The sequence below is a fragment of the Thermomonospora echinospora genome, assembly GCF_900108175.1.
GTDB lineage: Bacteria > Actinomycetota > Actinomycetes > Streptosporangiales > Streptosporangiaceae > Thermomonospora > Thermomonospora echinospora.
The window spans coordinates 85165-102805 of record NZ_FNVO01000015.1; the positions used below are offsets into that span (position 1 = coordinate 85165).

General features: G+C 71.3%; 23 protein-coding genes and 1 tRNA gene. 8 read left to right on the forward strand and 16 right to left on the reverse strand.

Annotation, left to right across the window (positions count from 1 at the left end; translation table 11 throughout):
- Positions 1-53: 53 nt before the first annotated feature.
- Positions 54-758, forward strand: a complete 705-nt coding sequence (locus tag C4U03_RS27880; RefSeq protein WP_103941723.1) for a B3/B4 domain-containing protein — start codon at positions 54-56, stop codon at positions 756-758.
- Complete coding sequence (locus C4U03_RS27885; protein ID WP_103941726.1) at positions 752-1726, forward strand: EamA family transporter; 975 nt, start codon at positions 752-754, stop codon at positions 1724-1726. The genes C4U03_RS27880 and C4U03_RS27885 overlap by 7 nt, the downstream gene beginning before the upstream one ends.
- A 116-nt stretch (positions 1727-1842) precedes the next feature.
- Here the strand turns inward: C4U03_RS27885 and C4U03_RS27890 are convergent, their stop codons facing one another.
- The 6 genes from C4U03_RS27890 to upp all read right to left on the reverse strand — a co-directional run bounded on the left by C4U03_RS27890 (position 1843) and on the right by upp (position 7995).
- Entirely contained in the window at positions 1843-3315 is a 1473-nt protein-coding gene (locus tag C4U03_RS27890; RefSeq protein ID WP_103941728.1) for a CynX/NimT family MFS transporter, read from the reverse strand.
- Positions 3316-3432: 117 nt separating this feature from the next.
- Positions 3433-4122: a FadR/GntR family transcriptional regulator gene (locus tag C4U03_RS27895; protein WP_103941891.1), complete on the reverse strand. Its 690-nt coding sequence runs from the start codon at positions 4120-4122 to the stop codon at positions 3433-3435.
- A gap of 295 nt (positions 4123-4417) precedes the next feature.
- The gene (locus C4U03_RS27900) at positions 4418-5974 is read right to left on the reverse strand and encodes a helix-turn-helix domain-containing protein (protein ID WP_103941730.1); all 1557 of its coding nucleotides are present in this window, start codon (positions 5972-5974) and stop codon (positions 4418-4420) included.
- A 191-nt stretch (positions 5975-6165) separates the two neighbouring features.
- A complete protein-coding gene (locus tag C4U03_RS27905; protein WP_103941731.1) occupies positions 6166-6690 on the reverse strand; it encodes a PH domain-containing protein in 525 nt (174 codons plus the stop codon).
- Between the two features lie 239 nt (positions 6691-6929).
- Positions 6930-7283, reverse strand: coding sequence for a hypothetical protein (locus tag C4U03_RS27910; protein ID WP_407701456.1), 354 nt, complete (start codon positions 7281-7283; stop codon positions 6930-6932).
- Positions 7284-7356: 73 nt separating this feature from the next.
- Entirely contained in the window at positions 7357-7995 is a 639-nt protein-coding gene (gene upp / locus C4U03_RS27915) for a uracil phosphoribosyltransferase (RefSeq protein WP_103941734.1), read from the reverse strand.
- Between the two features lie 70 nt (positions 7996-8065).
- Here upp and C4U03_RS27920 point away from each other — a divergent pair, with 70 nt between their 5' ends.
- The 5 genes from C4U03_RS27920 to C4U03_RS27940 all read left to right on the forward strand — a co-directional run bounded on the left by C4U03_RS27920 (position 8066) and on the right by C4U03_RS27940 (position 10015).
- Positions 8066-8248 carry a hypothetical protein gene (locus C4U03_RS27920; RefSeq protein ID WP_103941735.1) on the forward strand — a complete coding sequence of 61 codons (183 nt, stop codon included), beginning with the start codon at positions 8066-8068 and terminating at the stop codon, positions 8246-8248.
- 202 nt (positions 8249-8450) lie between these two features.
- Positions 8451-8936: a tRNA adenosine deaminase-associated protein gene (locus C4U03_RS27925; RefSeq protein WP_407701457.1), complete on the forward strand. Its 486-nt coding sequence runs from the start codon at positions 8451-8453 to the stop codon at positions 8934-8936.
- Positions 8937-8956: 20 nt separating this feature from the next.
- The gene (locus C4U03_RS27930) at positions 8957-9394 is read left to right on the forward strand and encodes a tRNA adenosine deaminase-associated protein (RefSeq protein WP_103941739.1); all 438 of its coding nucleotides are present in this window, start codon (positions 8957-8959) and stop codon (positions 9392-9394) included.
- A gap of 5 nt (positions 9395-9399) precedes the next feature.
- Positions 9400-9888, forward strand: coding sequence for a tRNA adenosine(34) deaminase TadA (tadA, locus tag C4U03_RS27935; protein WP_235018207.1), 489 nt, complete (start codon positions 9400-9402; stop codon positions 9886-9888).
- 40 nt (positions 9889-9928) lie between these two features.
- Positions 9929-10015, forward strand: a tRNA-Ser gene (locus C4U03_RS27940).
- A 358-nt stretch (positions 10016-10373) separates the two neighbouring features.
- Here C4U03_RS27940 and C4U03_RS40675 read toward each other — a convergent pair.
- The 10 genes from C4U03_RS40675 to dnaN all read right to left on the reverse strand — a co-directional run bounded on the left by C4U03_RS40675 (position 10374) and on the right by dnaN (position 16871).
- Positions 10374-10637 carry a hypothetical protein gene (locus tag C4U03_RS40675; protein ID WP_160147128.1) on the reverse strand — a complete coding sequence of 88 codons (264 nt, stop codon included), beginning with the start codon at positions 10635-10637 and terminating at the stop codon, positions 10374-10376.
- A complete protein-coding gene (locus tag C4U03_RS27950) occupies positions 10637-11455 on the reverse strand; it encodes a hypothetical protein (RefSeq protein ID WP_103941743.1) in 819 nt (272 codons plus the stop codon). Before C4U03_RS27950 ends, C4U03_RS40675 begins: the two co-directional genes overlap by 1 nt.
- A gap of 21 nt (positions 11456-11476) precedes the next feature.
- Complete coding sequence (locus C4U03_RS27955) at positions 11477-12022, reverse strand: glycine-rich domain-containing protein (protein ID WP_103941745.1); 546 nt, start codon at positions 12020-12022, stop codon at positions 11477-11479.
- A 64-nt stretch (positions 12023-12086) separates the two neighbouring features.
- On the reverse strand, positions 12087-12674 hold the full coding sequence (locus tag C4U03_RS27960) for a hypothetical protein (protein WP_103941747.1): 588 nt from the start codon (positions 12672-12674) through the stop codon (positions 12087-12089).
- Positions 12671-13201, reverse strand: coding sequence for a hypothetical protein (locus tag C4U03_RS27965; RefSeq protein WP_103941749.1), 531 nt, complete (start codon positions 13199-13201; stop codon positions 12671-12673). Before C4U03_RS27965 ends, C4U03_RS27960 begins: the two co-directional genes overlap by 4 nt.
- Positions 13198-13479: a hypothetical protein gene (locus tag C4U03_RS27970; RefSeq protein WP_103941751.1), complete on the reverse strand. Its 282-nt coding sequence runs from the start codon at positions 13477-13479 to the stop codon at positions 13198-13200. Before C4U03_RS27970 ends, C4U03_RS27965 begins: the two co-directional genes overlap by 4 nt.
- Before the next feature lie 227 nt (positions 13480-13706).
- A complete protein-coding gene (locus tag C4U03_RS27975) occupies positions 13707-14378 on the reverse strand; it encodes a GntR family transcriptional regulator (protein WP_200827519.1) in 672 nt (223 codons plus the stop codon).
- Between the two features lie 42 nt (positions 14379-14420).
- Positions 14421-14951, reverse strand: a complete 531-nt coding sequence (locus C4U03_RS27980; protein WP_103941755.1) for a GntR family transcriptional regulator — start codon at positions 14949-14951, stop codon at positions 14421-14423.
- A gap of 566 nt (positions 14952-15517) precedes the next feature.
- Positions 15518-15724 carry a nuclear transport factor 2 family protein gene (locus C4U03_RS27985; protein WP_200827521.1) on the reverse strand — a complete coding sequence of 69 codons (207 nt, stop codon included), beginning with the start codon at positions 15722-15724 and terminating at the stop codon, positions 15518-15520.
- Between the two features lie 10 nt (positions 15725-15734).
- On the reverse strand, positions 15735-16871 hold the full coding sequence (dnaN, locus tag C4U03_RS27990; protein WP_103941757.1) for a DNA polymerase III subunit beta: 1137 nt from the start codon (positions 16869-16871) through the stop codon (positions 15735-15737).
- Between the two features lie 103 nt (positions 16872-16974).
- Between dnaN and C4U03_RS27995 the strand changes: the two genes are divergently transcribed.
- On the forward strand, positions 16975-17523 hold the full coding sequence (locus C4U03_RS27995) for a GNAT family N-acetyltransferase (RefSeq protein WP_103941759.1): 549 nt from the start codon (positions 16975-16977) through the stop codon (positions 17521-17523).
- Positions 17524-17641: the final 118 nt, after the last annotated feature.

Genomic DNA, 17641 nt, shown 5'->3' on the forward strand with positions numbered 1-17641 from the left:
ATTCTGATAAACCATGGATGGCATTACGATGACCGGACACGAGGGGTGGATGGATGCTTGCGGAGATCTGGGTCGAGGACGCCGTCCAGAAGCTGCGGCCGGACTTCGCCGTCCTGGCCATGACGGCCGAAGGGCTGGCCAACGACGCCAGTGACGACGTCTCGGCCGACTGGCTGCACAAGGCCGGGTTGCGCGCCGCCGAGGCCGCCCAGGCGCGTTCGGCCCAGGGCTCCGCGGACGACCCGCACGTGCTCGCCTGGCGGGAGGCGTACCGGGGATTCGGAGCCAAGCCGCAACGCACCCGTCCGTCCGTGGACGCGCTGCTGCGCCGGGTGGACCAACTTCCGGCCATCAACCGCGTCGTCGACGCCTACAACGCGGTGAGCGTGGAGTACGCGCTGCCCATCGGGGGCGAGGACCTCGACACGTACCAGGGAACGGCCCGGCTCGTACGGGCCCGAGGCGACGAGGGCTTCGAGACCACGGCGGGCGGCGCGCCGGCCATCGAGCACCCGGACGCGGGCGAGGTGGTGTGGCGGGACGACCAAGGGGTCACCTGCCGGCGGTGGAACTGGCGGCAGTGCGTGCGCACCCGCATCACCGAGACGACCGAGAACGCCCTCTTCCTGCTGGAGCGGCTGGAGCCCTATCCGCTCGAACGACTGCACGCGGCGGCCGACGACCTGGCCGCCCGGCTGCGCACGATCGCTCCCGAGGTGCGGATCCGGACCCGGCTGATCGGCGACGGCACATGGTGACCGCCCTCGCCCTGGGGGCGGCGTTCGCCTACGGCATCGCCGACTTCATGGGCGGTGCCGCCTCCCGCCGTACCGCCGTGCTGCGGGTGCTGCTGATCAGCGTCCCGGCGGGAGTGGTGTGCCTGACGGTGGCGTCGATCGTGGCCGGCGGGACCCCGACCCCGTCCGGGCTGGCCTGGGGCGCGGCCTCCGGGCTGGCCGGCGGCGCCGGGCTGATCACCTTCTACCGCGCGCTGGCGCAGGGACCGATGAGCGTGATCGCCCCCGTCTCGGCGCTGACCGCCGCGGTGCTGCCGGTCGCCGTGGGAACGCTCCGCGGGGAACGGCTGGACACCGGGGTGCTGGCCGGCGTCGTCCTGTGCGTGATCGCGATCGGCCTGGTCAGCATGGAGGCGCCCAAGCCCGCGGCCGCGGGTCCACAGACCGCGCCCGGCGCCTCCCCGGCCGTCGCCGGGCGTACCACCCGGCTGCTGCGCCGGGCGGCCGGCAACGGTCCCGTCCTGGCCGCGGTGTCCGGAGCCGCCTTCGGGACGTTCTTCGTGCTGCTGCACCAGGCCGGGGACGACAGCGGGCTGTGGCCCACGATGGCCGCCCGCCTGGCGGGCCTGGGCGTCGTCGTCGCGGCGTTCGTCGCCCGCCGGGTCCACCACCATCGGGTCCGGTCCGGCGGTACGCCCGCCATCCCGGCGAACGATCCGCCCTCTGGAGGACTCCACACCCTCAGGTCGCTCGGGGGGCCGACGCTCGCTCTGGCCATCGTCTCCGGTCTGCTGGACGGCCTGGCGAACGCCCTGTACTTCATGGCGGCCCGCCAGGGGATGCTCAGCCTGGCGGCGGTCCTCACGTCGCTCTACCCGGCGATCACCGTACTGCTGGCCAGGCTCCTCTACAGCGAACGCCTACGGGTCGTACAGCACATCGGCCTGGCGGTCGCGGTCGCCGGCGTGGCCCTCGTCACCGCAGGCTGACCACCACCGCGTCCAGACCCGAAACCGAACGCGAGGAAGCCCGCCATGCCCGCATAGGAGGCGGCTCCAGGTGCGTCGTCCGGAGGTCTCAGTGGGTGGACGGCTGCGGGCCGGTTTCAGGAGGAGGGCCGGCCCGTCCTGGTCAGGGCGTCCTGGGGGTCAACCTTCTGCTGCGGCCGGGGCGCTTCGGTCGGCTCGATCCGGGTCAGGTCGGCGGCCGAGGTCGTCCCGACATGGCCCGGGCGTGCGGCGCGCAGGGCGAACAGGGTTTCCGGCAGCAACCAGACCAGCAGGATCGCCAGGGGCACCCGCCAGCCGCCGGTCGCCTCGTTCAGCACCCCGATCAGGAACGGGCCCGCGCCGGCGAGCAGGTATCCGGTGGTCTGCGCCATCCCGGACAGCTCCGCCGCCGCCCGGGGGGTCGCCGAACGCAGCGTGATCAGCGTGAACGCCAGCGGGAAGGCGGCGCCGAGAGCGATCCCCAGCACGACCGTCCACAGCCAGCCGGCCTCGGGCGCCAGCAGCAGCCCGGCCACCCCGCCGATCAACAGCGCCATCACGGCCACGACCAACGGCCGCTGGTCCGCCCGCCGCGCCGCGAGCACCGGCATGACCATCCCGGTCGGGATGCCCAGCAGCATCGTCACCGAGAGCATGAGCCCCGCCGTGGCGGCGGTGTACCCGTGGTCCCGCATGATCGCCGGCAGCCACGACATCAGTACGTAGAAGGTCAGCGACTGCATCCCCATGAAGAGCGTCACGTACCAGGCCAGCCGGCTCCGCAGCACCGACCCGGAAGCGCCCTCGCCGCGCGGCGCCGCACCTTGGGCCACCACACCGGTCGGCTTCCCGGCCTGCGGCGGAACATCAGACGCCGTCCCAGCGCCCTGAGCCACCGTGTCGGCCGGCTTCCCGGCCTGCGGGGAAACGCCGGGCGTCGTCCGGGAATCGCCGGGCGAGGCCGAGGGCTCCGTCCCGGCGGACACGGCCGCGGCGGCACGGCGCCGGACCGCCAGTGGAGCCCAGACGGAGACCCCGACCAGTGCCGGGACCGCCCACACGGCCAGTGCCGTCCGCCAGCCGCCCAGTTCGTTCAGCGGAACGGCGAGCCCGGAGGACAGCGCCGCGCCGGTGGACATCAGCATCATCGCCAGGCCGGTGAACAGGCCCACCCGTTCCGGGAAGGCGCTCTTGATGACGTACGGCATCAGCACGTTGCCGATGGCGATCCCCGCCCCGGCCATCGCCGTGCCCGCGAACAGGGCCGCGGTCGCCAGCCCGCCCGGCCAGGGCGCCGACCGCAGCAGGATGCCGCCCATGATCAGCAGTAGCGCGCCGGTCAGCGTCACCTCCGTGCCGACTCTGCGGGCCAGCGGCGGCGCGAGCGCGGCGAAGGCGCCCAGGCACAGCACCGGCAGGGTGGTGAGCACGCCCATCGCGGTGGTGGACAGCCCCAGCGCGTGCTGCAGGTCGTCCAGCAGCGGCGAGACGCCGGTGATCGCCGCGCGCAGGTTGAGGGCGAGCAGGACGAGGCCGGCGACGGTCCAGGCGGCCGCCGAACGGCTGACACGGGGAGTGGAGGAGCTCATGCTGCTTTCGCCGATACGACTTGGGCAGGGCTCCGCCGGCGGGGTACGCGGCGGAACTCGCTCAGGTGGTCAGGGCCGGTCGGGCCCGGGGGACGGAGAGGGACGACGGCCTCGGGGTCAGCCGGAGGGCAGTCCGCTCAGGAAGCGGAACACCGCCTCCAGACAGGTGTGCGTGGCCCGCTCGGCGCCCTCGGCGTCTCCGGCGACCACGGCGTCGGCGATGGGGGAATGGGGGACCTCGATGTCCCCATGCTCCAGCAGGTCGAGGGAGGCCGTGATGCCGGCGCGCAGCGCCTCCCTGAAGTCGCCGTAGAGGTCGATCATCACGCGGTTGTGCGTGGCCTCGACGACCGCCGTGTGGAAGGCCAGGTCGGCCTCCACGAACGCGGTGCGGTCCCTGGACGCCAGCGCCTCCTCACAGCACGCCTGGGCCCGCCTGATCGCCGCGACGTCCGCGTCGGTGCGGCGGGCGGCGGCCAGCCGTGCCGCCTCCGCCTCCAGGGCGCGCCGCACTTCGAGGATCTCCAGGATCTCGGCGGTCCGCAGGCGCCGCCGCATCGCGCCGGACAGCTCGCTGGTGGCCCGGACGTAGGTGCCGTCACCCTGCCGGCATTCCAGCAGCCCGGCATGGGTCAGCGCGCGGACGGCCTCCCGTACGGTGTTGCGCCCGACGCCGAGAGTCTCCGACAGCACGGGCTCCGGCGGGATCTTGTCGCCCACGGCCCACGCGCCCGCGACGATCTCGCCCTTGAGCTGGTCGATCACCTGATCCACCAGAGACGAACGGCGAGCCGTGCGCAAAGTCATCAGATCCCCCACCATCGGAACGCGATGACCAACCCGGTGAGCCAATCATCCCATGTCTCTATGTTACGACCATAAGCGGCGACAGCCCGTTTCATCCCACCATGTCAGCGACCTCACACCACCCCGAACGGATCGGCCCGAGGCCCCAGGCCTCGGGCCGATCCGTTCGGCTGGATCGAGTGCTCGGTGGGCGGGCATGTGCGCGCCTGGGAGCGGGAAGGGGCCCGGCCTGCGGGCAGGGCGCCGTGGTCGTGCCGGTGGCGTCCCATCCGCGGGCCGGAGGCGGGTTATCGGGTCATGTGGCGGTGGGCAGGGTGACGTCCGAGGTCGCCTCCGGGTCCAGGGCGGAGTGGTGCCGGAAGGAGGGGCGCAGGCCGGCCGCCTCCAGGGCGCGGCGGTACGCGGCGGTGGCGCCGGTGGCGTCCTCCGCGGCCTCGAACAGCTCGCCGAGTTCGCGCAGCAGGTGGGCGACCGGACGCCCGTGGCCCTCGCGTCCGAGGTGGTCCAGCCGTTCGGCGGTGTCCCGCAGCACCTCCAGCGCGGCGCCTCGGGCGTTCTGCGCCAGCCTGGCGCGGGCGACGATCAGCCTCGCCTGGACGAGCTGGAAGGCCCGCGCATCGGCCCCGAGAGCGAGACCGCCGCGCTGCGCTCCGGGACCGTGGTGTCCCTCCGAGGCGCCGAAGCCGAGGTCGTCGCGGCCGGTGTAGGGCGGCTCGCCGCCGGTCTCCCCTCGGCCGTTCACCTGCGGCGCGGCGGCGCCCTTCGCACGGTCCTGGACCGGTCCCGCCGACGGAACGGACGAGTCCGCGGACATACCGGCCAGCTCCCGTTCCACGGCCTCGACGGCCTGGTCCGGCTCGCCGAGCAGGACCAGGGCCCGCGCGGTCTCGATGACGCAGTCGATCGCCTCGGCCCCGCGCAGGTCGGACGCGGCCCCATTGAGCAGCTCCATGGCCTCCGCCGCCGGATGCGGCGCGTCCCCGAACGGGGGGACGCCGCGCAGCAGGGCCCGGGCGGCCGCCATGTGCAACCTGGCCTGCGCACGGATCCGGGCGCCCTCGTCCTGGGCGGCCAGCGCCTGGTCGGCCAGATGGAGGGCGTCGCCGACCGCCCCCTGCTCCAGCGCGACGGCGCTGGCGTGCCGGTAGGCGTCGGACAGGGAGCCCTCGGCGGGCGCACCGATGCCCAGGACCTCGCGGCCCAGGCGGTGGGCGCGTTCGGGGTCGGCCCGGTCGACGTACGCCAGCAGCAGCACCCGGCTGGCCTCGGTGTGCTCCTCGCCCGCCGTCAACTCCAGGTCGTGCAGCCGAGCCAGCACCCGTTCGCCCAGGGCGATGGCCTGGCCGAGGTCGCCGACGGCGTGGTAGCAGCGGGCCAGGGCCACCAGGACCGGCAGCGCGCTGGCCCGGCCGGGGTCTCGCTCGGCCTGCTCGCGCAGCTCCTCGAAGACGCCGATCGCCGCCTCCACGCGGCCCAGCGCCTCCAGCGCCTGGGCCCGGCCCCAGTGGGCGCGGGTGGTCAGCTCCGGATCGTCACTGCCGGAGATCACATCGTCAAAGCCGGCCAGCGCGGCGGAGGCGTCACCGGCGGACAGGGAAAGGCGGGCGTACCGTTCGCGTACCTCCAGATGGGCGCGCTGCTCCGGCTCGATGCCCTCGGCCAGGTACTCCGAGGTGCAGCCGAGGCGCTCGGCGAGCAGCCGGAGCACCGCCGGCGTGGGCGTGCGTTTGCCCGACTCGATCAGCGAGATGTAGCTGTCAGAAAGGTCGTGGCCGGCGAGTTGTGCCTGCGACATGCGTCTGGTCAGCCGCAGGTTGCGGACGCGTTCACCGACGTTGCCTGGACCCGGCATGTGGACTCACTTAGCGGAAGTAATCAGGCGGCTGGGGTTCCGACATGATTGCACGTTGGCGGGCTGACGCACCCCGAGAGTAACCCAAGCAACGCGGACAAGATTGTCATTCGGCCGCATTGGCGACCTGTACCCCGGGATCGGGCGCCGTCCAGCGCGCCCCCGGAGCCGGCCGCCACCGGGTCCGCAGGTCAGTCGTCGGCGGTCGCGTTCTTGTTGGGGAAGATCATTTCGCAGACCTCGAGGTAGAGCTGTTCGGGGTAGGGCAGGTAGTCCACGGTGCGCAGCGCCTGGTCCTGACCCGCGGACTCCAGCACGAACGAGCCGTAGCCGAGCATCCGCCCCACGATGGACCGCTCGAAGCTCATGTCGGTGACCTTGGCCAGCGGCATCATGCCGACCTTGCGGGTGATCAGCCCGGTGGTGAGGATCATCCGCTGGTTGGTGATCACGAAGTAGTCCACCGACCACTCGGCCACCCGCCACACGAACCAGCCGAGCAGCAGCAGCCAGCCCCACCAGATCCAGTTCAGCGACTGGCCGGCGTCGACCACGTTGCTGAGCACCCCGGCGACGATCAGCCCGCCCAGCACCAGCCCCACCGGGGCCATGAGCACCGCCGGGTGTCGCCGTACGGTGATGACCTGGCTCTCGTGGGGCAGCAGGTACTTGTTGACGGAGGCGGGCGCCGAGTCGCCGGGTGTGACGAGCCTCATATGACTCCGCCCTCGGACCGGGCCGACGGGCCTTCGAACGATCTCGCTGGACAGAAGGCCACGGAGACCGCAGCGGCCCCCATGGCGTACTTCTTGGCGGGCACGACTGCCTCCCGGAGCACGGTGACCCACTGACCCCAGGTCAGTCTTACATCAGCGGCCACTCACGGCAAAGGAACCCACGTAAGCGAGCGCACGCGGGTAGGCACAACGCTCCCCCAGGGGTAGCTCCCGGGCCCTCAGACGGGATGCTCTGGTGTGGACTGCGGGGCCGCGAGGCCGGGGGCTGCCTGGCGCCGCTTCTCGGCGGCCACCGCCGCGAGCACCCGCAGATGCTTGCGGGCGATCCGCTCCACCAGGTCAGGTGCCGCGGAACCGGTGACGTCCCGGGCGCCGTACCGGGCGGCCGCGACGTACCGCGTCACCGTGGCCGAGTCGTGCACCCCGGCGAACTCCCTGGTCAGCCGATCCGCGACCGCCCCGTATCCGGTCAGGTCGCCGTTCTCGTGGTAACCCATGCCGATCCCCAGCGCCTCGCTCGCGCCGACCCGGTTCCCCCGTACGACCGGGTGACGGAGAGGAACGAAGGTCAACGTTCCGTAGTACGCCCGTACCCTCGGCGACCGCCCGGCGAAACCGTGCCGCAGAGACGGTGGGGCGCCCCGCTCAGACGACCCCGTAGAGCCGGTCCCCGGCGTCCCCGAGGCCCGGGACGATGAAGCCCAGGTCGTTCAGGTGGGAGTCGACCGCCGCGGTGACCACCCGGATGGGGGCGTCGGTGTCGGCGAACGCGTTCTCCATGTACTTCAGGCCCTCCGGCGCGGCCAGCAGGCAGATCGCCGTCACGTCGGTCGCGCCGCGGCTCAGCAGCAGCCGGACGGCGGCGGCCAGGGTGCCGCCGGTGGCCAGCATCGGGTCCAGCACGTAGCACTGCCGCCCGGACAGGTCCTCCGGCAGCCGGGTGGCGTACGTCTGGGCCTGCAGGCTGCCCTCGTCCCTGATCATGCCGAGGAAGCCGACCTCGGCCGTGGGCAGCAGCCGGGTCATCCCGTCCAGCATCCCCAGCCCGGCCCGCAGGATCGGCACCACCAGCGGCTTGGGGGTGGCCAGTTGCACGCCCTTGGCGTCCGTCAGCGGGGTCCGGACGGTGGTCTCGGCCACGCGGACGTCACGGGTGGCCTCGTAGGCCAGCAGCGTGACGAGTTCGTCGGCCAGTCGGCGGAACGTCGGCGAATCGGTGTTCGCGTCCCGCAGCACGGTCAGCTTGTGCGCGACCAGCGGATGGTCGACGGCCAGGGTCTCCATGCAGATCACGGTAGCCCACCCGTCCGGCGGCACCGGGCATGGATGACGCCACCCGGGGAATCATCGGAAGATGAGCACAGAGCGCAACGGAGAGCCAACCCCCGAGGAGGTTCGGGACCGGCTGCGCAGGCGCGCCATCTTCCTACGCGAGCTCGCCGAGGCCCGGGAGCTGCGACGACGCGTGACGCCGCACCGATCTCGCCGTGCCCGTATCCATGCCGCCCTGCGCCGACGGACGTTCCGGCTCCACTAGCAGGTGCGTGACCGCCGGCTCGTACGCGCCTCCCGGAGGCGCCGCCCACCGACCAGAGACCTCGACGCCACCGCCCGCGAAGAAGGGCCGCGGCGACTCGTCACCTGGCCCCGCACGGCCCGCCGAGTTTGGCGGGTGCGTGCGCGCATGCGTGCGGCATCTGCGACCATGCCCAGGCAGGTACCGCGCCGATGGGGTGATGATGACGGATCTTGACGCGACGGACTTCGCCGTCGTGGTGTATCGCGAAGACGACTGCTGGGAGGCCGAGGTTCTTCCGGTCGCGCTCACCCGAGATCTGGCGGGGCTGATCCATGCCCTGCGCCAGCAGCCCAGCATCGGCGGCACCATCGGGCTGGTCGCGGTCGGCGACGACTTCTTCGTGGCCATCCGGGTGCTGGGCGACGAGGTGATGGTGTTCCTGTCGGATGTGACCGCCTCGGTGGACTGGCCGCTGGCCGGGCAGGTGCTCGACCACCTCGACATCCCCATCCCCGAAGACGAGGAGCTGGACCAGGTGCTGCCGGTCGGCGACATGTCGATCTTCGCCGACCTCGGGCTGGACGAGATGGAGCTCGGCGCCATCTCCGGGGATCTCGACCTGTACCCGGACGAGATGCTGCTCAGCATCTCCGAACGGCTCGGATTCGGTCCTCCTTTCGAGCGGGCCCTCGACACCATCGGGTAGTCCTGGTTCACAATGAGTGCGTGTCGTACTTCGCCGTGGTCTTCGCCCGGACCCCGCAGGGCTGGGTCGGCGCCGAGGCCGCCTTGGACGAGGCGGAGGTCGTCGACGACCTCACCGATCTGATGCGCGAGGCCGCCGTCGAGACCCTCGGCGAGACCGTCCTGCTGCTCGCCGAGGCGGACGACGAGTGGTTCGCGATCGCCCGTATCGACGGCGAGGGGGAGCCGCGGGTCTTCCTGTCGGCCGCCCGGGACGAGGGGCTGGCCGGGCTGTTCCACCAGTTCGTCGGGGAGGTCCCCGAAGGCGAGGCGGGCGGCGACCCCGACCTGCTGGCGGATCTCGGCGTGGACGCCGCGCGCCTCGGCGAGCTCGGGGAGCGGGTGCTGCCCGGCGACGCCCTCTTCGAGATCGCCGAACAGCTCGGCTTCGGCGAGGAATTCGACGGCCTCCGCGCCTGACCCTCATGAACGACGCTCGCGAGATCGACCCCGTCCACGCCGAGTTCGAGCAGCCGATGCGGCTGGCGCTCGCCGAGGCCCGGCTCGCCATGGACGACGGGGACGTTCCGGTCGGCGCCGTCGTCCTGGACGCCACCGGCCAGGTCATCGCCGCCGGGCACAACGAGCGGGAGCTCACGGCCGACCCGACCGCGCACGCCGAGGTCGTCGCCCTGCGCGCGGCCGCGGCCCGGCTGGGGGGCTGGCGGCTGGCCGGGTGCACCCTTGTCGTCACGCTGGAGCCGTGCACCATGTGCGCGGGCGCCGCCGTGCTGGCCCGGGTGGAGCGCATCGTGTACGGCGCCGTCGATCTGAAGGCGGGCGCCGTGGGCTCTCTGTGGGACGTCGTACGTGATCGCCGGCTCAACCACCGGCCCGAGGTGATCGCCGAGGTCCTCGCCGAAGAGTGCGGAGCCGTGCTGACCGAGTTCTTCGCGCGCCGTAGAGCCGGATAGGAGTTCGATGCTCGCCCCGGAGTCGGGTAGGCTTCGCGGCGGTGGTGTCGCCTAGTGGCCGAGGGCGCACGCCTCGAAAGCGTGTGATGGGGCAACTCATCCGTGGGTTCAAATCCCACCACCACCGCCCAGGAAAACCGCCTCTGACCTGCTGCAACGCAGCGCCGGAGGCGGTTTTTCCGTCTCTGGGGGTTCCCGACCGGGACGCACCCCCTCGGATGAGAGCGAAGAACCCGCCTCCGCACAAGATCGACCGCGTGATTCGAACCAGCATTCGATCACGGGGTCGCGGACAAGAGGTGCGAGTCTTGGCAACCGGGACGAAGACACGAGCGCAGCGGGGACGGTGGTCGCGGTGCGCCGAGGGGATCGAGAAGAAGACCCTCCAGCACGGCGACCCCTTGTACCGCGTTCGCCGGCGCCACGGTCGACGACGCCACCTCGACCGCGCTCGTCACCGGCATCACCGGCATCACCATCGCCGGCTACACACGCTCGTGCGGCTCGCCGAAGCCCGATGGCCGTGGGTCGGCACACTGCTCGGCGTCGCCTGGCGCCCCGCCTACGGTCCCGAGATGGCCGTGCGCGTCCGCGCGGTCGTCGTTCCTGGTTCGGTGCGCGACGAGCTCGACCGCGTCCAGCGGACGGCCGTCCGAGGACATCGCGGCACCGGTCGACATCAGCATCATCGCCAGGCCGGTGAAAAGGCCCACCCTTTCCGGGAAGACGCTCTTGATGACGTACGGCATCAGCGCGCAGCGAGGCACAGGTCGCGCCGGTGCATGACCCATCGCTGAGCAGCGGTCACGATGGCCTTAGCCCATGGGTGCGGCCGGTCCCAGAACGCGTGGAGCCATGCCGTGGAGAGAGTGCGCGCGTAGTAGTCGATGTCGGCCGAGTCCGCGTCCTGCCAGGCGGGAAGGGCGGCGGCGATGGCTTCGGCATCGTGGGGGGTGTGGCCACAGGCGATGAGGCAGACGACGAAGTCGGCAGGGTTGACGAAGCGGGCGCCGCGGCTGGCCGCGGCCCAGTCCACCAAGCACACAGTGTCGCCAACGCGCATGTTGGTCGGGTTCAGGTCTGTATGGAGCACAGCGGAACCGGCGAGGCGGGGAAGTTCCCGGCCGGCCGGGGCGTAGCTGGACCAGCGGGCTTCGAAACAGATCAAGGGCACCTCGCTGGGAACCTCGGTCCGGTCCAGCTCGGCGAGGATGTCCAGGACTTTGGGAATGTCGGGTGAGGCCGGGCTGTAATCACCACGAACCCCATCGGTGTACTCGAAGACCAGCAGACGCCAGCCCGCCGCTTCGACCGCCGCGATCAGTTCGGGGGCAATGGCGGCGACATACGGTGCGACCGCCTGCTCGCGGGCGAGTTGTTCGCCGGCGCGGGACGCGACCGGAGCGCCTTTGAGGAACAGCCGGTCCCCCGACCGGGTCCAGGCGGCGGCGACCAGCGCGGTACGGCGGCCTTCCGCGATCGCCTGGACCTTGGCCAAAGGACCGAGCTGCTGGTGTACGGCCTCATACAGGGCGTCCGGCAGGTTCTCCCAGTCGACACGGTCCATGGTGGAGAGCCTGCCAGTCGATCACACCCGTGCGGTGGCGAACGCGCCAGGCGGCGGCGCGCCGGTGCCACCCCGGCAGTTGGTGGCCGCCGTGGTCGCGTCCGGCTTGTTTTCGGGCTTGGCCCGGGTGCACGGGTCTGGCGGGCAGCAGCCGTAGGCGACGCCGTTCCAGTGGCTTTCGTCCACCGGGTATCCGGTGGCGTACAGCGCGGGCAGCGTCGCCGCCATCTCCTGCTCGGTCATGGACTGGCCGGGGCGCGGCGGGACGTGGTGGAAGTAGGTCCCGAACATCCGCTCGCAGAACTCGGCGTACTCCTGGGAGTGCAGCAGGAACGCGTGCCAGCCGTGGTCGACCGACTCGCTCATGCCCAGACGCACGGTCGGGTTGTCGGCGCACGCCTTGAACCAGACGAGGGTCTGCTCGACGACGCCCTCGGCGTAGGGCAGGGTCACCTGCTGGTGCTTGGCGACGTAGGCGGCGAGCGTGTCGAACAGGCCAGGGCGGTAGCCCAGCAGCTCGCGGGGGTCCTTGACGGCGCGTGCCGTCCGGTCGGTGGTGATGATCACAGCGTCCTCCTTGTGACGCCTTGGGCGCGGTCGGTCCGCGCCGGAAACCTGTGTTCGGTGATGGCTAGGGGCGGACGCCCAAGATGCGGTGCAGATGGGCGCGCCAGGTGTGTTGGACCGCCCGCAGGGCGGCGTGGCGGGTGGGGTAAGTGCCGTCTCGGGTTACCTCGGCCGCGTCGGTGATCGCCCCTTCGGAGGCCGCCGGTGCGTCCTCGGTCGGGAACGCCGACCACGTGCCGCCGGGAGCGGGCTGAATGAGTCCCAGGTGGGTGCGACCAAGCCACAGCGATTCGACACCGCGGCCTCGACGGAAGCGAGGTTCGACCCAATAGTCGAGCCCCAATGCGTCATAGACGGTCGCATCCCGAGCGCGCCAGGCGTCGCGGGCGTGCAGCAACGCCGCTTCGGGGTCGGCGTAGAGGCCGTTAGGCTCAACATCCGGTTCCGGTATGAGGCGCAAACCATCGCGGCCGAGGCTGAACCAGCGTTCCCCAGCGACGGGGTGCCGTTCGATGGCGCCGACCACCTGATTGCCCCACCACAACCTTCGGACCGCATCGTCGGCGAAGCACTGGAGTTGGAAGGCGTTGCTCAACCTCGGCACGTGCAGCCACCAGCTATCCAGCGGTTCGAAACCGTGCTCACCGGTCACCAGTCCTCGCCGTCCTCTCCGAGAAAGAAGCGGCGGCAGGCGTTGAGGAACCGCCGAAGGCGTCCCGGTGGCGGGTAGAGCGGCGGGGCGGGGCGGGGCGATGCGACCGGGCAGTGGGGCAACGGCATGTGCCCCGCCGAGCCCGTTGGTGGAGCCGCCGGTGTCCGAACCGCAGGAAGCGGCACGCCCGTGCGAGGCGTGGCCCGGCCGTCCACGCCCGTCGACGGCCACGGAGGCGGTGCGGCGGGAACGACAGGGGGCGACGCCTCGGCCGGTACGGGCTGCGCGTCGACGGCAGTGTCGGCGAGCTCGGACCGCTGGTCGCTGATCTGCTGGTAGAGCTGGTCGAGGTCGGGCGCACCGATCATGCGTCCGTGCACCATCGCCCACCACTTGCGCGAAGCCTTGCCGAAGTGGACGAAGTCCACCGCGGGAAAAGCCTCCTTGAGAAGGGCCTCTACCTGGTCGGGGCTGATGTCGGGCGACCACCAGGTCGACGGCCGTCCGGCCGTGATCACGGTGGTCACAGGCCCCGCCTCCGCGCCTGCTCCGGCCCCTTCCGCGCGCGGTCACGCTCCTCGACCAGCCTGGTCCGCAGCTCGGCGGCGCTCCCCCCGATGACGGTGGGGTCGACCCCTGCATTCGGGTCATGCAGGGTCGCGACCCAGTCACCGAGCCTCCCGTCGTAGCGCGTCGAGCGCCAGATCCTGTGACCGGTGAAGTCGCGGCGCAGCGCGGCAAGTGCCGCCTCTTCCTGTACGCGCTGGTTGGCGAAGGCGGCGTTCTCGCCGCCGGGTATCGTCATCTTGCCTCCCTGGTGAGGTGGAAGCCGCGCGGTCGGGGGAGGTGTCCAATCTCAGACCCCGACCGCGCGGCGGCTCTTCTGTTGTCCCGCCTGTTCATGCGCTGAGCACGAGCAAGAGCAGGGTTCACTCTCAGTCACGAGTAGTTGCCGAACGCGCTTTACTTTAACGCCTATCGCGATAAGCATTCAAGAGGGCAAAGCGGGATCAGCGGAACCGGCGACGACCGTCAGACAGGCAGCCGGTATTGCAGCTCGTACAGGTGCGAGCCCTTGACCAGGATGGATGCCTCTACCGGCCGATCGCCGTCGGAGTAGACGACCCGGAACTGACGGATCACCGGAACGTTCGGAAGCGACAGCAGGTCGGCTTCCTCAGTTGTCGGCATCCGCGCCGACACCTCGTCGACGTGGTAGCGCTGCGGAAGCCCGGCTTCGGCCAGCACGCGCGGCGCACCGCCCCGTATCCTGTGCGGTTCGGCCAGTGCGGACCCGCGGGCCAGGCTCAGTGGGTAGTACGACCAACCAACCTCGACCGGCCGGCCTGCGTGCCTGAGCAGTCGCTTACGCATCTGCGCCGGCTCGGACACGTCCAGGCCGAACACCTTCCCGACCTCGGCCGGAGGCACCACCTCGGCCACTTCAAGCAGTTCGTAGGAGTAGCCGCCCGGTTCAGGCGTGAAGTAGGTTCCGGCCTCGACACGAAACGGCTGGCGGTCACGGACGAAGACGCCCTTGCCCTGACGGCTGGTCAGGTACCCCTCTGCCTTGAGCACTCCCAACGCCTTCTGAACCGTGGTGTTGGCGACTCCGAACTCTTCCACCAAGCGCGCGGTCGAGGGCAGCCGCGTTCCCGGCTCAAGGTCACCCGCCATGATGCGGGCCCTCAGGTCCGCCGCCATCTGCTCGTAGGGCGGACGCTCGTCAGCTCGTCGCGGCACCGGTCAGCCTGCGATCAGCCGATAGCGAAGGCGACGCCCCTCCGGAACCATCACCATGACCGATGCCTCGAACGGAACCTCCTGGGCGGTCAAGCAGGTCCGTCGAAGAACGATCACCGGCGCATCCCCGGGGATCGCCAGTTCGGCCGCCTCCTGGGGCGTCGCATTGCGCACCTCGACCTCTTCCCTCGCCTCATGGACGACGTAACCGAGCCGGGCGAGCAGCGTCACGGCCCCACCCCTGATCTTCCCTGGCTCGGCGAGCGCCGTTCCACTTGCGATGTCCGCCGGATACCAGGAGTCGGTCAGTTCGACCGGACGACCGTCCATCAGCATCGTTCGGCGCCGAACCACCGCGGATGCGCCCTCCGGCAGTTCCAACATCGCCGCCACTTCGACCGGCGGCGTCTCCGAGACGACCTCCCGAAGCTTCTGAGTACCGGCCTGACCTGCCCGTGCCGCCTCCTGCGACCAAGGGTCGGCCTCCCCCTCGCCCCGAGGTGACAGGTACGGCAGCGAACTCGTGATCCACATAGCGTGCTCCTCAGCACTTGAGCCACTTCTCGCAAAAACCATTATGGCGGGCGGGCCCGCCTGGCCCATGGTCGCCAGAGGTCCCCTGCCCAGGCCCTCGCACGCGACCCCGACCGGCAGCGGTCGGGGTCTCGTCATGTTCGGCGCCATGGTGCCCGCGCGGGACTCTGCTGGGGGTTCCCAGGGGGTCACGGGTCGTTCAGCGTGTCTCGTTACGTCCTGACAGGCTTGGACTCATCCAGCGATGACCTGCTACTTTCGCGATTGCCGCAGGCCAGGGACGTTGGCGAAGGGTGGTTCGAATCCCACTACCGCCACATGAGAAGACCCCTGACCTGCGTCGGCAGGCCAGGGGTCTTTCGCATGCCCGTCCCGGCGGACCTGGTGGGCCGCGCGTTGCCGGGACAGTGGTGGGTGAGGTGCAGGCACAGAACGCCATTCCCGGATCACCCACAGTCGAACCCGACGAGCCGACCGTTGGCCGTACGACAAGGCGCCAGGACGCTGGTGGCGCCGCCGACCGTTGGAGATCCGGGTCTCTCGGACCGCTGGTGGCGGCGGGGCGGTCAGCCGGTCGCCGGGGCGAGGGCCTGGTGCCAGCGGACGGTGTCGGTGTACTGGTGCAGCCACGAGATCCGGCCGTCCGTGACCCGCCACAGATGGACGAACTCGGCCTCGTAGGCGCGTCCGGTGGCCCGTGCGGTGCCCCGGTAATGGCCAGTGACGACGATGGTGCCGTCCGTGCTCTGCCGCACTCCCTGGTCGTCGGACACGCCCGCCGGGTCAGCCGGCCAGGCGGATGGGCATCAGCAGGTAGCGGTAGGCGTCGTCCTGCTCAACGTCGGCTTCGTCGTCCTGTGCGGGGCCGGGGGTCAGCAGGGCCGCCTTGGTGGGGCCATTGCAGTGCAGGCGGGTGGTCATGGAGGTGATCCCGGCGAGCCCGTCGAGCAGGAACTGCGGGTTGAAGCCGATGTCGACCTCGTCACCGTCCAGGTCCGCCGACAGGGTCTCGTTGGCCCTGGCGGCATCGCCGGAGGCCGCCCGGATGCGCACCGAGCCCTGGGTGAACGCCAGCCGTACCGGGACGTTGCGGTCGGCCACCAGCGCCACCCGCTTGATCGCCTCCACGAACGGCGCGGTCGCCACCTCGGCTACCGAGGTCCACTCCCCGACCAGCCGGGCCCGGTAGTCGATGAACTGGTCGTCCAGCAGGCGGGTGGTCATGCTGCGGCCGGCGGCGGAGATCCCCAGCAGGCTGTCGCCGGCCCCGGTCAGCGACAGCGCCACCTCGGTGCCGGCCCGCAGCGACCTGGCCACGTCCGCCAGGGTCCGGGCCGGGACGACCGCCGCCGCCGAGAAGCCGGCGGACACCGGTGACCAGCGCAGCTCGCAGGAGGCGATCCGGTAGCGGTCGGTGCAGGCCAGCCGGATCACCTCGCCCTCGATGTCCACCCGCACCCCGGTCAGCATGGGCAGCGTGTCGTCCCGGCTGGCCGCCACCACCACCTGGGCGATCGCGGTGGCGAACGCCTCGCCGGGCACCGTCCCGGCGGACGCGGGCGGCTCCGGCAGGGTGGGGTAGTCCTCCACCGGCATGGTCAGCAAACCGAACTCGACGCTGCCGCACCGGACGACCGCCTCCGCGCCCTCGGTGAAGATCTCCACCGGCTGCGCGGGCAGGCTCCGCACGATCTCGGCCAGCAGCCGTCCGGGCACCAGCACCCGGCCCGGCTCGCTCACCGCCGCCTCCGCCGCGGCCCGCGCCGACACCTCGTAGTCGAACCCGGCCAGTGTCACCCCGTCCGGAGTGGCCTCGATGAGCATCCCGGCCAGCACGGGCAGGGCCGGCCGGGCCGGCAGGGTCCGCGCGGCCCACCCGACCGCCTCGGCGAGGTCATGGTGATCGATACGGAACTTCACGGTGGCACGTCCTTCCCCAATAGAGCCGCCACCGGCGACGATATCCGCCCCTACCGACAGAAAAACCGCATGTCAACCGACCATGATCGACTAGGCTGGACGGATGTCCGGCCATCCCGTCCTGCGCACCGAACGCCTGATCATGCGCCGCTGGCGCGACGCCGACCGCGAGCCGTTCGCCGCGCTCAACGCCGACCCACAGGTCATGGAGCACTTCCCGGCCCCCCTCTCGCGGGCCGAGAGCGACGCGCTGGTGGACCGGATCGAGGCCGTGCTGGACGCCCACGGCTACGGCTTCTGGGCCCTGGAGATCGCCGCGACCGGAGAGTTCATCGGGATGACCGGGCTGGCACCGGTGCTCTTCGACGCCCCGTTCACCCCCGCCGTCGAGATGGCCTGGCGACTGGCCCCTGCCGCCTGGGGCCACGGCTACGCCACCGAGGCCGCCCGCCGCGCCCTGACCTTCGGCTTCGCAGAACTCGGCCTGCAGGAGATCGTCGCCATCACCGCGACGACCAACCTGCGCTCCCAGGCGGTCATGCGCCGGCTCGGCATGACCTACGACCCGGCCGACGACTTCGACCACCCCCACCTCGCCCCAGGCCACCGCCTGCAACGCCACGTCCTGTACCGCAGACAACGTCCCGCCTGACACCCGCGCCAGCCTGCCGCAGCGCATCACCCACCCGCTGGACGACCGGTTCGCCGGCTGCCGGGCCGACTGGGGTCGGCCCGGCCTTCGGCACCTCTTTTGTCAAGTCGCAGTGAGC